Source organism: Desulfovibrio inopinatus DSM 10711 (assembly GCF_000429305.1).
GTDB classification, from domain to species: domain Bacteria; phylum Desulfobacterota; class Desulfovibrionia; order Desulfovibrionales; family Desulfovibrionaceae; genus Alteridesulfovibrio; species Alteridesulfovibrio inopinatus.
In genome coordinates this window covers 42,848-57,812 of record NZ_AUBP01000029.1, presented here as the reverse complement: position 1 = coordinate 57,812, position 14,965 = coordinate 42,848, and the positions used below count along the sequence as shown (strand labels likewise).

The 14,965-nt window shown below is 49.5% G+C and carries 8 protein-coding genes; 6 read left to right on the top strand and 2 right to left on the bottom strand.

Translation table 11 applies throughout. The features are described from left to right. The first annotated feature begins 1 nt into the window (after window position 1). The 5 genes from G451_RS0117470 (at window position 2) to G451_RS0117450 (ending at window position 10,468) form a co-directional block, all read left to right on the top strand. A complete protein-coding gene (locus tag G451_RS0117470) occupies window positions 2-1,132 on the top strand; it encodes a hypothetical protein (protein WP_034642638.1) in 1,131 nt (376 codons plus the stop codon). A 264-nt stretch (window positions 1,133-1,396) separates the two neighbouring features. Beyond that, window positions 1,397-3,031, top strand: coding sequence for a hypothetical protein (locus G451_RS30090; RefSeq protein WP_051261625.1), 1,635 nt, complete (start codon window positions 1,397-1,399; stop codon window positions 3,029-3,031). Between the two features lie 96 nt (window positions 3,032-3,127). Then, window positions 3,128-4,084, top strand: coding sequence for a glycosyltransferase family 2 protein (locus G451_RS0117460; protein WP_027185272.1), 957 nt, complete (start codon window positions 3,128-3,130; stop codon window positions 4,082-4,084). 3 nt (window positions 4,085-4,087) lie between these two features. Next, complete coding sequence (asnB, locus tag G451_RS0117455; RefSeq protein ID WP_027185271.1) at window positions 4,088-5,947, top strand: asparagine synthase (glutamine-hydrolyzing); 1,860 nt, start codon at window positions 4,088-4,090, stop codon at window positions 5,945-5,947. A gap of 201 nt (window positions 5,948-6,148) precedes the next feature. Beyond that, on the top strand, window positions 6,149-10,468 hold the full coding sequence (locus tag G451_RS0117450) for a hypothetical protein (RefSeq protein ID WP_027185270.1): 4,320 nt from the start codon (window positions 6,149-6,151) through the stop codon (window positions 10,466-10,468). A gap of 110 nt (window positions 10,469-10,578) precedes the next feature. On the opposite strand, the gene G451_RS0117445 is transcribed toward G451_RS0117450, so the two are convergent. Both G451_RS0117445 and polA read right to left on the bottom strand, forming a co-directional pair. Continuing rightward, window positions 10,579-11,379 carry a tetratricopeptide repeat protein gene (locus G451_RS0117445; RefSeq protein ID WP_027185269.1) on the bottom strand — a complete coding sequence of 267 codons (801 nt, stop codon included), beginning with the start codon at window positions 11,377-11,379 and terminating at the stop codon, window positions 10,579-10,581. A 34-nt stretch (window positions 11,380-11,413) separates the two neighbouring features. Further along, window positions 11,414-14,032, bottom strand: a complete 2,619-nt coding sequence (polA, locus tag G451_RS0117440; RefSeq protein ID WP_027185268.1) for a DNA polymerase I — start codon at window positions 14,030-14,032, stop codon at window positions 11,414-11,416. A 383-nt stretch (window positions 14,033-14,415) separates the two neighbouring features. Between polA and G451_RS33030 the strand changes: the two genes are divergently transcribed. Further along, window positions 14,416-14,931: a 3D domain-containing protein gene (locus tag G451_RS33030; RefSeq protein ID WP_051261624.1), complete on the top strand. Its 516-nt coding sequence runs from the start codon at window positions 14,416-14,418 to the stop codon at window positions 14,929-14,931. The last annotated feature ends 34 nt before the right edge of the window (window positions 14,932-14,965 follow it).

Here is a 14,965-nt window from a genome sequence, read left to right as displayed (position 1 = left end):
CATGGCGCTGACTGTTACGCCCGTTGAAACCAAGGAGGAGCTTGAGGCGTTTATTCGCTTTCCCTGGATGATCTATAAAAATGATTCCAACTGGGTTCCGCCGCTTATTCCACAGCAGCGGGAGTTTTTATCCAAGGAAAAAGGGCCGTTTTTCGATATCGGTGATGCCAAATTGTTTCTCGCCAAACAGGATGGAAATATCGTGGGGCGCATTAGTGCGCATGTGAATTATGCGTACGATAAACTCCATGATCCACGAACGGGATTTTTTGGTTTTTTTGAATCGATAGATGATACAGCCGTATCCCGAGCGCTCTTTGACACGGCAGCAGCGTGGGTTGCCGAAAAAGGTAAGTCCAAGCTGCACGGTCCGCTGAACTTTTCTATCTACGACGAAGTCGGTCTCCAGATAGAAGGGTTTGAAACCATGCCCGTCATGTTTCACGTTCATAATCCGGCGTATTATGAGCGCCTTGTGCTTGATTGGGGATTTGAAAAGGCGTTTGATTGGTATGCCTATCTCATTACGCGACCAGATACGTACGATGCAGACAAGATGGAGGCTATGCTCAATAAAATTTTAGAGCGCAATAACCTGACCATCAGCAACCCCAAGCGGAATGAGTTTCGGCTTCGTGCGGAAGAAGTACGCGCCTTGTTCAATGATTGTTGGAGCAAGAATTGGGGCCATATTCCGCTGACCGAGCGACAGTTCGATGATATCTTTGTTCAGCTCCGTAAGTTGCTGCGTACCGATCTGCTCAACGTCATTCTTGACGGCGATGAGCTCGTTGCCTTTAGTGTCGTTTCTCCGGACATGAACCCGATGGTCAAAAAATTTAATGGCCGATTTGGTCCCATCGAGATATTACGGCTTTTTTGGTATTGCCGGGTACGTCCCCTGACATCAGCGCGGGCAATTATTCTTGGGGTTAAGGCCAGCCATCAATGGCGCCGCCTTCATCATGCACTTATCCTCAAGATATGGAGCAATTTCCTGAAGAATTATCCGCACATTCAGTCGTGCGATTGTTCGCTTATTCCGGAATCGCTTACCGCGTGGAACAAAACACTTGTTCAGTACGGCGGCCAACGCAATAAAACGTTTCGTCTGTACGAACGCGAAATTTAATAACGCTCCGGCGTTTTGGAAAGAGCGAGGAGATGACGGGAACCCCCTTTAAGAATCGGGGGAACCTGTTATCTCCTCGCTCTTCTTTCAATTTCTCTCTTCCTGTCACCGTTACGGTTTTTCCTCAAACCATTGTCGCGGGTACAATAAAGGTGATGATATATGGTGTTGATGGGATTTCTGTATGATGACGCATCCAATACGGGAAGGGACGAGTCCTTTGTGTTCATTAAAGCCTTTTAATCTGTCGGAGGCATCTTCACGATGAACTCTTCCGAAACGCGTGACGGGGTTGTCGTTGCTGTGATGACACTGTGCGTGTATCTGGTCGCACACCGTTCTGGCATTTTGAGTGCGTTTGTTATCAATGACGACACCCGACAGCAGATTTTTTGGATGCGTCAGTATACCTCGCCAGAGCTTTATCCCCCTTCGATTCTTGTTGCCTATGCAAAAGCGTATGTGCCGTATGGTGTTCGCGCACTCTACTGGCTTGGCGCAATGTTTATGGATCCCGTGCAGTTTACTAAAGTCGTGGCTGGCGGATTGTTTGTCCTTCTGGCTGTTATTCTATCCGGACTCGGGCGAGTCTTTGCCGGACGTACTGGAGCGTTTGTCGCGCCGGTTGTTGTTTGGCTGATGCCGTTTTTTCTGAATAATATTTCTGGCGGATTATCACGGGCATTTGCAGCACCACTCTTGGCGCTGTTTGCCCTTGGTCTTGTTCGCGAACGATTGTGGATGGTCGTCACAGCTTTGTTGGTCATGGCAATCTGTATCCCATACATCTGGGTATTGGCAGCATTGGCTTCAGGACTTGGATATCTGGCGGGGTTGATATCCCGGAAATGGCGTCCGATTTTTCCTTCTACGTGGTGGCATCTCGGCATTTTAGGATGTATGGCACTGCCAGTTTGGATGTTCAAACATGCCATGGACACCATGGGATTTGGCCCTTTGGCCGGCCGAGCCGATATGACAGGGCCGCATGGTTCTATTTTGCCCCTGTATACCCAAGCAGGGCGGTTCGAAATCCTTCCCTTGCCGAATCCATTTATCGATCTGATCTATCGACCGTTTGAAAAGATCGGTCTCTTTCTCGATGTGGGCTTGGTTGCCGGGATCATCAGCCTCATAGTCTTGGCCCCATTCCTGGTTATGGGGTGGCGCTGGGTTGATTGGAAGCGAGTAGGGCACAAAGCACGGCCGTTGATTTTTCTCGGACTGTCATCGCTGCTGTTGTACTGCGTTGCACGATGGGTCGTGGTGAAACTCTTTGTTCCGGATCGATATGTACAATACAGCGTGAACATAGCCTATGCGCTTGGTTTTACCGTTCTATTTTCTGCTTTGATGAGCCAGTGGAAGGTTCGGCGGCAGGTTAAGGTCGTTTTGCTTGCTGTCTGTTGTGTGGCGGGAATGGTGCGCTTGAGTGGAGAGAGTCTGTATGATTACCGAGGAGATAGAGCCTTGACTCACGCTGTGCTTGATACCCCGGTGACAAGTGTTTTTGCCGGACCGCCACGGCTTCTGGATAATGTGTTGACGTTTGGCAAACGTGATGTCCTGTTCTCTTTTGAGCTGGCTCACCCATGGAATTTGGGATACTGGCATACCATTGCACCGCGTCTCACAGAAACTCTTGATGCTCTCTTTGCCGAATCGCGTGATGCGGCCGGTCGGTTCGCCCGGAAATATCGCGTTGATTTCATGATAGTGGACCCGACATGGTTCCATGATGACAGTGCTGTACGATCCGGATTGTTTGCGCCGTATGCGGACCAGGCCTTGCAACGGAAGCAGGAAAGCAAAAGGTTTTTCTTTGAACAGGATAGGAGTCTGCCACGTATTATATTGCCGGATGGGCGAAGCATTGTCGATCTGCGTCCTTTACTGTAAGGAGAGGCGGATGTTTCGACTCCCGATGCATGTGCTTACCACATAGTCCGTTCAGTGCGTTTCGTTTCTGCCACTTCAACAAACGAAGTTTTCCCCATGAATAGTAAACTATCGATTATTATTCCTCTCTATAACGAGGAAGACAATATTGAGCCTCTGTACGAGAAACTTGAATCCGTACTTGGGGAAATCGGTCACGAATACGAAATTATTCTGATCAATGACGGTTCCGAGGATGACACGAAGAGGCGTATTGATGCCGTCGCATGCCGCGATACGCGAGTGAAGGTCGTTCACTTGCGCCGGAATTTTGGACAGACTGCTGCCATGATGGCCGGCATCGACACGGCCGAGGGAGACATTCTTATCCCGATGGACGGCGACCTGCAAAACGATCCTGCCGATATCCCGGAACTCTTAACCAAACTTGCAGAAGGGTATGACGTCTGTTCGGGCTGGAGAAAAGATCGTAAGGATAACCCGCTGAAACGCAACTTTCCCAGCAAAGTGGCCAACTGGCTTATCTCAAAAATTTCCGGAGTCCATCTGCATGACTATGGATGTTCGTTGAAAGCGTATAAAAAAGAAATCATCAAAGGCGTGAAGCTCTACGGGGAGATGCATCGTTTCATTCCCATCTATGCCTGTTGGCAGGGAGCCAAGGTGACCGAAGTCGGCGTCCGTCACCATCCGCGCATCCACGGACAGTCAAAATATGGTATTGAGCGCACCATTAAAGTTATTTTGGACCTTATGGTTGTGAAGTTTCTCGACAAATATGCGCACAAACCCATGTATTTGTTCGGTGGCTTTGGATTGGTCAATATTTTTGTCTCGTTTCTCTTTTTTATGATGATGTTGGGCTACAAGTTTTTTGACAACAAGAGCTTTATTGAAACGCCGTTGCCTCTCGCTGTCGTGCTGTTTTTTCTGATGGGCTTCATGTCCATTTTCATGGGGCTTATTGCAGAAATCCTCATGCGAACCTACCACGAATCACAGAATAAACCGACCTACATTATCGACCGGACATGCAATTGTAAGGATATCTAATCAATGTGTGGCATCTGTGGGTTTGTCGGTTCGATTGATCGGGATGCACTCAATGCCATGAACGCTGCGCTTGCACGGCGCGGCCCCGACGGGGAAGGCGTTTTCATTGATACGCAAACCGGTGTCCATCTTGGACATCGACGTTTGGCTATTCTTGATATTGCGGGTGGGCATCAGCCCATGGCGCTGGCTGACGATTCGCTTATTATTGTGTTTAACGGAGAAATCTACAACCACCGTGAACTTCGTACTACTTTGGAAGCGGAGGGTTGTGTTTTTCAGACCGACCACAGCGATACCGAAGTTTTGCTCCATGGTTATGCACGATGGGGAACATCGCTTCCGACTCGTCTTAATGGCATGTGGGCGTTTGTTTTGTATGATCGAGCCCGGCATCGGCTTTTTGCCAGCCGCGATCGTTTCGGCAAGAAGCCATTCTACTATAGCAACACCTTACAAGGGTTTGCATTTGCCTCAGAGCTGACCGCATTGGGGGTTCACCCGTCTGTAGAGACAGACTGGGATATGCTGAGCCTGGCCAAATATTTTGCGTATGGATTTATCCCGGCCCCGCGTTCGCTTTACCAGGGTGTGCAGAAGTTGCCGGCCGGCTCCAATCTTGTTTACGACATCAACTCCCAGTCCCTTCATATTGATCAATACTATGCATTTTGTCTGGAACCGGATGAGTCTTTGGCTCGTGACGGCGAAGATGGATTAGCCGAGGAATTATCCATGCGGCTCCGTCGCGCTGTTGCGTGTCGGCTCGAAGCGGATGTACCTCTTGGGGTGTTTCTTAGTGGGGGAATTGATTCATCGACCATTGCGGCGCTGGCTGTGGATGAAAAAGGGCACGCAGATGCCGTCCATACATTTGCCGTGGGCTTTGCTGATCCCCGATTTGACGAATCCGGATATGCCGAGAATGTTGCTCGATTCCTTGGTACGACGCATCATACCCAGCGATTGGAAGTTCACGCCGGGTTGCAGATGGCCTCCGAGATAGCCGGCTTTCTGGACGAACCCATGGGGGATTCTTCGCTCTTGCCAACCGCGTTGCTCTGTCGGGAAACGCGTAAATCCGTTACCGTGGCGTTAGGAGGCGATGGGGCTGATGAACTGTTTGCAGGGTATGCTCCATTCAAGGCTTTGGGGCCGGCGATGTGGTACGACCGCTTGATGCCTCCCCGCGTACACCAGGCTATACGCCTTGCTGCAGCACGACTTCCTGTATCTCATGGATATATGACCTTTGCATTCAAGGTGAACAGATTTTTGCGGGGTATGGGCTACAATTGGCGTGTTCGCAATCCTGTTTGGCTTGGTCCGCTTGCTCCGGATGAGGTCTCCGATCTGCTTTCCACGCGGTATCATGTCGAAGAACTGTATAGTGAAGCTATCGAGGTGTTTGAACGTTGTCCTTCGACACATCCAATGGACAAAACATTAGAATTCTATACCCGTCTGTATCTGGTTGACGATATCCTGACGAAATTGGACCGTGCCTCTATGATGTTTTCCTTGGAAGCTCGGGCTCCATTTCTTGACCTTGATGTTGTGGATTTTGCTCAGCGTCTTCCCCGCCGCTTTAAATATAGACATGGTCAAACCAAGTATCTTTTGCGTCGAGCTATGGCTGGGCGTATACCGGAAGAAGTCTTGCAACGCGGTAAACATGGTTTTGCTCTGCCTGTCGGCCAGTGGTTCGCCAATGGAGCATTACATATTGATCAGCATAGTGCTCCTCCGGGATGTAATTTAGAAATTCTTGCCCAAAAATGCATGGCCCATAAAGCAGGCAAATCTGATGAACGTCTTTTCCTTTGGAATATTTGGTTGTTACAGCATCGTGAAGTGCTGTAATAAAAAGAAGATAGGCATCTCTGCTGTCATGTTTGTTAATATGATAAAATAATAGGGAAAGGACTTTTCATTCTGCTCGCCTCATTGTAGTGTATCTCCAAAAATAACCCTGCTTTCATACGTGCTCTCTTTCTTGATTTCCTCCCCTTGTAGTCGATATTTCCGTCCGAAGTACACAGCAGGATATCCACGGAGGAGAATATGCATGCCCTATTTTTTATTGTGTGTATCCTCGCAAGCATTGTGGGATTACCAGGCAATTCTCTGGCTGAGAATGAGATCTCGTCCATTATAGCATCGATTCTCCTTGATGATGAAGGAGTTACAAACCTCTCTGGTACAGTGATATTGCCGGATGGTGTTTCGCTTGCATCTTGTCAGATTGAGACAAGTCTCTCGACGACAACCATGGGAAGTGATGGGCAATACACCATTGAGACATTTTCCGATGAACCACAGTTGGCTTTAGCCGTCGATGCATCCGGTAATGTCGTTCTCTTGGGATTTATCGGCGAAGGACAAACCAAACTGGATAGTCTGTCCACAGCGAAAGCACTCGTTTTCTTCGGACTTGGATTCTATAGCCTGTCTTCTGTCGATGATGCGCTCACTTTGCTCGATACCCAGGAATCAACGCTTGCGCCTTTAGTAGAAGCCATTGAATCTGCTATGCAAACCGATCCTGCCGCATTGGCACATGGTAATAGCGATATCCATCAAGCCTTGCTCGATGTCGTGGAAACATTTCGGCAAGTCAGTGTGTCGACAACACATCGCGAAGCAATACCAAACGCTTTGAGCATAACCCCAACGCAAGGGGCCAGCGGCCTGCGTCTCAATCAACTTAGCGGATTCAACACTATACGGCTGACCAATGGATACCGCCGTCGACCGATCGTGCTTATCGAAGAGCTCGGATATGTGCCCGAATTATCTGATACATTTGTGACGTTGAGTGGTATCAATTATCTTGTTGATCCTTATTGGCTTGCTCCAACAGACGGACTCAATGGGTCTGTCGGGACGTTCGGCGATCTTCTCTCCGGCAAATTTGCTTATGAGGAAGTTGCAGACGCAAGTCATTATTTACCCTTACATGAGGGATCCAAGAAAACTGTGTATCGAGTCTCGGTCCTTGGCTTGGGAGCTTTCGCTGGAGACAACGATGGAAGCCTGTCGAGCAACCAGATCGATAAAATGCATGAGGCCTGGGGAACGGCGCTTCTTTTTGATATTTTCATTCCTCTTGTTCTCAATATCGCTTTACCGGCAACGGGTTCGGTTCAGCAGTATTATGAGATGCAACCGTCGCTTATGAAGGATGCTGGGTTTTGGAGTGATCTCACGAATTTTCAAATTTTGATGTGGAATAAGGACGGGTTGCTGAATAGCTTGTCGGGTGGGCATATCGGCGATGCCGTCCATAAATTGTTGGAGTATTGCGTGTTTAACGGCACGGCTCAGAAACAAGCCGCCAACCTTATTCGATATGTGGCCAGCAAGCTCGGGACTTCATCCGGCACGATGGGCAATCTCAACACCGTGTTTAAAAACGCATCCAACCTCTTTTTTGCTTTAGGTGTGCTTGATATCGCGATGAGCATAGGTGACCAACTGACGGTCATCGGTCACGCTGCGATGTCAAATCAAGCCGACGTTTGGGAAATTGACGCCACCAAGGCAAAGATTGTGATGGCTCCCGAATCGAGCGAGATAGAACCGGACTTTGTGGAGACTTTTAAGGTGACTTTGCCTGATACAACCGGTTCGATTGGAGATGAACCGACATTTTCTTTTGTTTTTAACAACACGGGGAATGCCGGGGTGTTAACCAATGCAATTGCAACTGGAAACACGATTACGACATCGTCAGATTGGATTAACTATAAGGGACGAGAAGAGGGAAGTGATACCGTTACAGTTGATGTGACCTGGAAGCGTCCGCTAGATAGCGGTGGATTTGAAGATGTCTATTTAGGTAAAACCACATCGGCAATCGAAGTTGTGGATGACGGCGTCACCATTGAACCAGCCGATACGTGGGTGTGTAATCAAGCTCTTGAGTTGACGGCTGTCGTCACAGCACCGGACTTGTCCGGAACGACACTAAGCTATCATTGGACCAATAGCGGCAATTCCAGCACCATAACGGATGGTGTGACCACGGCGAATTCTATTGAAAGTTCGATGGATCATGTCACGTATACACCTCAAGAGCAGGGGCAACTCGATGATACGGTCATGGTCACGGTCTATAAAGACGATGGTTCCGGCAAGAAAGAGTTGGTTGGATACGGAAAAGCATTCTTGCATCGTCCCGTAGCGACCATCACACCGGATGTCTCCCGCATCATGGTTTCCAAATCCGTCGATTTAGCCGCCAAAGTGGAAGATGGCGTGAGTGATGCACTTTACTCGTATGCATGGTCAGGAGGGACTGCAGGGAGTCTTGTTTCCACGGACGATACCGCAGTGTATACGGCCGGTACTGATGAGACGGTGGATGTGGTGGCATTGAATGTCACTCGGACTGATTCCGGCAATGTATGTAAATTGGCGATGGCGCAAGCTGAAATTGATGTCATCAGTGCAACATCTCCATTAGCCGGGGTGCGCGACCTTGTTGTTGAAAGTGGAGAGACATTGATCTTGTCTCCGGGAGTGTATGAGTTCGATACGTTTACCATTTCCGGAACGCTGTTATTGCGTGGCGATACAACGATTCGAGTAGTGGAATATCGTACTGATGAGAATGGAAACCCGAATCGTGCTGACGCTTTTGTCTTGAATTCGAATGGACGAATACAATCCGATGTTGTCGACAAAAAGCACGGAGCCGATGGCCGACCTGCTGCATCCTGCGTAACGAGTCCTCCGGATGATACCTATGCACCGGGGCGAAGTGGTGAATCAGGTCAATCCGGTAGCGCCGGTGGAGATGCACCGGACCTCACTTTAGAAGTATTCGGAAATGCTCGTATCACCGGCAATATTGATCTCAGTGGTGGCGCAGGCGGACGCGGTGGTGATGGTGGCTATGGTGCTTCCGGATGCTCCAGCGAAAACTACACGGGAAGAACTGGTGGAAATGGTGGTGCTGGTGGCAATGGAGGAAAGGGAGGCAATGGAGGATATCTTCGCCTTCTTATCCATGGCACATTGACGAGTGGTGGGCATTTTTACGCCAACGCTGGCTCCGGCGGTTCCGGTGGCGATGGTGGGGCCGCTGGCAATGGAGAAATTTGCGACAAGTGTTCTCCTGGAAATGGCGGAGTTGCGGGAGTTGGAGGTTCGGGTGGCGCTCCGGGGGAAGCGGGACGTATCGAAGTCTATGCCGACAATATTACAACCAAGGCCTACTTTATCGCTAATGGAGCAAGTCCAGGTTCTCCGGGACAAGGAGGCGATGGTGGAAATGGTTCATCTGCCAGTGGTGTCGGCTGTAAGGATGCGGGGTGCTCCTGGACGGATTGTCTGTGTATTCCGACGACTTCCGGAACAGTGGGCGCTCTTGCGCATTCTTCCTATGGTGTTGGGTCGGCTGGTGGAAACGTGTCGCTCCGGTCGGCAGGCACGGTAAATGTTTCCATTACTGCCAATGGTGGAGGTGGTGGTGCAGCCGGTAAAGCCGGCGAGCACGGGGCGCCTTCTGGAGGGAACTCCGCCGCCTGCTTTACGTCACACGATTCACGCCCTGGTCAAATAGGGCTCAGTGGAAGCACTGGTGGAGCTGGAGGAAAGGTGTCCATCGAAGCCACTGTTCTTGATGCGCTAACAGTCGATACGTCTGGTGGAACCGGTGGGAACGGGGCGGACGGCACGAGCGCATCGGACCCGACGACGTATCAAAGTTATGACTGCCAATGTGTGCCGTACGAATATGGTGATGGAAATCGTTTTGACTGTGATCCCACGGCATACCGTTCCTATGCCTCTGCCGGGGTAGGGGGAAACGGCGGTTTGGGGGGACAAGGCGGAACGGTACATATACGAACAGCGAACTATGACGACACGTCGTTGCATGTGTCTGTTGCAGGCGGAGACGGTGGGCAAGGCGGCGATGGTGGAACGACGTATGACGTGAGTGGATTTTCAAAAACCAAAGTGTACGCCGATGAAGGTGAGGACGGTGCATCTGGTTCAAGTGGAACCTCATCCATCACAATGTACACAGTGGATTGGACAACCGATCTGACGGTATCAGATTCCGCAGTACAAAAAGGTGATCTCCTCACCTATCGTTTCAGTCTCACGACCGATGCGGCATTATCCGATGCACATTTTACCCTGCCACTGCCAGAGCATGTGTATGCCCGTTCGGTCAGTACAGGTGGATATAATTATGATGGTCGCACCTGGAATTGGATTGCGGATGTGGGCGCAGGAGAGACTTATACGGTGGAATGCACTGCTGATACGAGTAAGATAACCGAAGCGACGACATTGTCTGTCACGGGAACGGTCAAAACTCCTCTAGGTGAAGGCAGTTCACCAACCGTCCAAACGACCGTCACCCCGTAGAACGCTTGCAGCGAGTGTGGATCGAGCCTTTGTCGAGAGACCCTTTCAAGAAGGAGAGCCCTCTTACGTAAAAGAAAGAGGGCTCTTTATGTCAGTGTGCGGTTTTGGGCTCAGTTCATGCGTTGTTGAACAATATTTCTGACATGTTGAGCGACATCGTGTTGTGGATCGACAGCAAGTGCGGAATCGGCAAAAGTTAAAGCTTCCTGATACCGTCCCTGTTTTGCTTCGAGCCACGCCGACGTTGCGAGAATCTGTGCATGATTCTCATGCTTTTTCCTTGCTTCCGTAAGCATTTTCGTGGCTTGTTCGTACTCGTTGAGTTTGCTGACGGCGGTCCGCAAAAAGTCATACGCCCGACTGTTATTGGGTTCTTCAATAATGGCGTGTCGTGTATATTCCAAAGATTGCTTGAACAAATTGGCGTCAATGAGACGTGAAGCAATAAGGGGAAAAAGGCCTTTTTCATCCACGTAGAGTTCCACCGCTTCGCGGAAATTGCGTTGCGCTTCCAGAATATTTTCCTGCTCAAGGAATTTTTGTCCACGCAGCACGCATTGATCGATCTTGAGCTTGCGTTCTCGCATGGCATCCAAAGTTTCCAGCTTTATCTCTTCGTCAATGCGCTTGACCAATGGAATAAGAAGCTTGAGCATTTTGGCTTCTTCACCCTTAAGGTAGGGCATAGGGCCTGGTGCCAATCGCTTCACATATTCCATCTTGTTGATATTGGCGATCGATTCACGCATTTGAGAATCGATTTGCATTCGATCTGGACCAATAAGGCGGACTTGTGTGTACGCTTTCAATGCCGTGGCTAAAGCAGTCATCGCACGCAAGTCGTCATTGCGAAGGTACGCGCTTTTGCAGCGGGCAAGGTCTTCCTTAATGGTTTTTGCCGTAATTTTCATATGAGGTTCCTTGGGGCAAAAAAAGATATCAATTTCAGTGCGCGTCGGCCCAACTTTTGCCAATGCCTTTGTCAACGGCGAGAGGGACGCTTAGTTTGTAAACTTCGCTCATAATTAAGGCAAGTCGTTCTCCTGCGGCTTCAGCCTGTGCGATCGGACATTCAACGAGAAGTTCATCGTGAATCTGAAGGAGCAACCGTGCATCGAGTTCAGCCAGTGTGGAATCTGCTTCGACACGCAACATGGCTTTTTTAATGATATCGGCAGCGCTTCCCTGGATAACGGTATTAATGGCTTGCCGCTTGGCTTGAGAGGCAAGCTGGTTGTTGCGGGAACGCAAGTCTGGCAGCATCCGGCGTCGTCCGGCAAGCGTGGTGACAAAACCGTTATCCCGGGCATCCTCAACGACGTGGTCGTAAAACGTTTTTAGCGCGGTAAGCCGTTCAAAGTATTTTACAATGAACTCTTTTGCTTGCGGTAAGGTCAGGCCGAGTTCCCGACCAAGTTTTTGAGGCCCCATGCCATAGAGGAGTCCGAAGTTGATGGTTTTCGCCAAACGTCGTTCCTCTTTTGCAACTTCCGCAGGCTCTTTATCGAAAAGCAGACCTGCCGTGCGTGCATGGATATCGATTCCCCGTGTAAACGCGTCCATGAGCGTCGGGTCTTGTGACATGTGTGCCAGAACGCGGAGTTCGATCTGGGAGTAGTCAGCTGCGGCCAACAAATTCCCAGGACCGGCAGTGAAACAGGCACGCATACGTTGTCCTAGTCGACCGCGAACGGGAATATTTTGCAAATTAGGATTTTTGCTCGATAGGCGACCTGTTGCGGTGGCGAGCTGATCAAAGGTGGTGTGAATGCGGTCCTGATCGTCGGCCAGCTTGGGGAGAGGTTCCAGATAGGTGGAACGCAGTTTTTCGAGCTTCCGGAATTCAAGGATACTTCCAATGATGGGATGGGCATCCTGAAGTTGCTCAAGAACGGCAACAGACGTCGATGCGGCACCACCAGGTGTTTTCCCTTTTGTTTTCAAGCCGAGATCGTTGAAGAGCACTTCGGCGAGTTGTTGACTTGAACGCAGATTGAACGATTTTCCGGCCTGTTGTTCAATGGTTTCAGTCAAGCGATTGAGGTCTGTTTCCACTTCGCCGAGAAATGAGGAAAAAGCGCCTCGATCAATGCCGATGCCGCGTTGTTCCATGGTAAAAAGAACTGGTTCGAGTGGAAGTTCAAGATCGGCGATAAGTTGCTTCAGACCGGCTGTCTCCAATTGGCGATCGAATAAGTCGGCTAATGCGAGTCCCGCCAAGCCTCGTGAGCCTTCGGGTAAGCTGGAAGGATCATGGTTTGGGTCCAGCAGGAGGGATTCGCGAAGTCTTTCAAATTGGTAATTGCGCTGTTCAGGACTGAGTAGATAGGCGGCCAATCCCAAGTCAAACCATGTTGTAAGAGGAATGTCGCACCAGGCTGCATTGCGGGCAAACATATCTTTGACTGATGTTGTGACCACGGTTTGGGCATTTCTGACTCGCTGTGCCAATGCCGCTTCATGTTCAGTTCCGGCAAGGCGTCGTTCTTCCGTGTCCCAGGCTACATACAGGGTCTTGTTAGCTTCAATGATGGCAACGGATTTTCCTGTCATATCAGGTAAATCCTCTGGGTGAATCGGAGCGGCTTCGATGGGAGCAGCTTGTGGAGAAGATTGGGGAAACAAAGAAAGTTGCTCTCCAACCTTTGCCGGAGAGGCCGGTTTGACCGCCGGAGCGTCTTTGGCCAAGGCGGCAAATTCCGCGGCGAGTGAACGGAACTCGTATTCCCGTAGAAACGAAGCCATGGCTGCAGCATCGGACGGTGTCGGAGCAAGTGTTTCCAGTGGAATATCCTGTGCCAGGTCGGTGCGCAGCCGTGTCAATTCGCGATAGGTAAACACCGCATCAATATGCGATTCGATCTTCTTGCGGAGATTGGGTTTGAGTTCGGTTACATGCGCGGCCAATTCTTCCAGGGTAGGGAATTGCTCCAGAATGGTCATGGCAGTTTTGGGGCCGACACCGGGGACACCCGGAATATTATCACTTGCGTCACCTGTTAATGCTTGAAAGTCAGCCCAATGATTTGGAGGAAGGCCGAATTCATTATGGAAATCGTCCAAAGTGACGATTTTTTCTTTTTTTCCGGCCGGATCCCACATGATGACTTGTTTATCCAGGCACTGACGCAAGTCTTTATCCGACCCGACGATGACGACGGGATGCGTGGCCTTGAATCGAAATGCCAAGCTGGCGATGACATCGTCGGCTTCTACATTTTCCCGAATAATGACAGGGATACCCAGTAAATTAATTCCCTGACGCAACGGGGCGATTTGTTGGACAAGGGGTTCCGGCATGGCGTCCCGGTTCGCTTTGTACTCGGGAAAGATCTCGTGCCTGAAGTTTTTCCCCCTTCCGTCGAGAATGAAGGCGATATAGGTCGGATTTTCTTCCTTCAGAAGACGGACAAGAAGGCGGATAACAACAAAAAGTGCATTTGTAGGAAAGCCGTCAGAGCGGCTGAGATCGCGTAATGCGTAAAAACCGCGATAAAAAAAAGAACTCCCATCAATAAGATAGATGGGGTTGCTATCGAGAGGACATTTTTGGGCTAGAGACATGCGTTTTTCCCATTCAGAGCAAAGATTTTATGACGTCGACGATGTGTACCTGCTCGGCAGGATTCTGCCAAGTCGTCCCGATTGATTACTTGGGTAAGTAAATGATTTTTGGAAATTGGAAATATGTTCAAAATGTCACAAAGCCTAGAGCCTGTCACGGCTTGAGGTCAATCAATTGATCAAAGATTGATACGGCAATCGATCAGTAAGGTATAAAAAGAAAAACGTTGCCATAAGTTGACACCGTTGTTATACAATGAAGTTCTCACGTATTCTCTTGTTTAGGTGATTTTTGTCATCGAAACAATCCCCACTGCATGCCATGAGTCGTTGAATGAGAAGACAGGCGGCATGCGATAACATGATCGAAGAGGAGTTCCATAATGGCAAAAACCGTCAACATTATTCTTTTGGCTGTCGTTTGTGGTCTTTTATATTTCGGAAATGATACTTTATCGAACATGAAAGCTGAATTAAATGATTTGAAAGATCGCAACACCGCCCTTGAAACAGCGCTTTTCAAACAGCACGACATCAACGTGCTCCTGCAGAAAGTCGTCTTGGCAGCGCGCGGCGAGAAAGCAAGCACCAAACCTATACCGACAAAAAAACTGACCGTCACCGCCTACAGCCCTCGCCCACAAGAAACAGATGATACTCCGGGGATAACGGCATCAAATACCCGTGTCCGGGAAGGGATTGTCGCTGTATCACGAGACCTTTTTCGACAAGGTTGGGTTTTTGGGAAAAAGGTGTACATTAAAAACCATGGTGTATTTACCATTTCAGATCTGATGAACAAAAGAAAACAAAAGAGCATGGATATTTTTATGCACAATACCAACAAAGCTCTTGAGTTCGGACGGCGCAAACTTGAAGTGATTTTGCTGGATGTCTAACATCCCGTTTGAAACGAAAAGCCTCTGCTTCTGC

What these genes read in the sequence shown, in the direction of transcription:
- G451_RS0117460 (WP_027185272.1), top strand. Translation starts at nt 3,128, where the DNA reads ATGAATAGTAAACTATCGATTATTATTCCTCTCTATAACGAGGAAGAC.
- G451_RS0117470 (WP_034642638.1), top strand. Translation starts at nt 2, where the DNA reads ATGGCGCTGACTGTTACGCCCGTTGAAACCAAGGAGGAGCTTGAGGCG.
- G451_RS0117450 (WP_027185270.1), top strand. Translation starts at nt 6,149, where the DNA reads ATGCATGCCCTATTTTTTATTGTGTGTATCCTCGCAAGCATTGTGGGA.
- asnB (WP_027185271.1), top strand. Translation starts at nt 4,088, where the DNA reads ATGTGTGGCATCTGTGGGTTTGTCGGTTCGATTGATCGGGATGCACTC.
- G451_RS0117445 (WP_027185269.1), bottom strand. Translation starts at nt 11,379, where the DNA reads ATGAAAATTACGGCAAAAACCATTAAGGAAGACCTTGCCCGCTGCAAA.
- polA (WP_027185268.1), bottom strand. Translation starts at nt 14,032, where the DNA reads ATGTCTCTAGCCCAAAAATGTCCTCTCGATAGCAACCCCATCTATCTT.
- G451_RS33030 (WP_051261624.1), top strand. Translation starts at nt 14,416, where the DNA reads ATGGCAAAAACCGTCAACATTATTCTTTTGGCTGTCGTTTGTGGTCTT.
- G451_RS30090 (WP_051261625.1), top strand. Translation starts at nt 1,397, where the DNA reads ATGAACTCTTCCGAAACGCGTGACGGGGTTGTCGTTGCTGTGATGACA.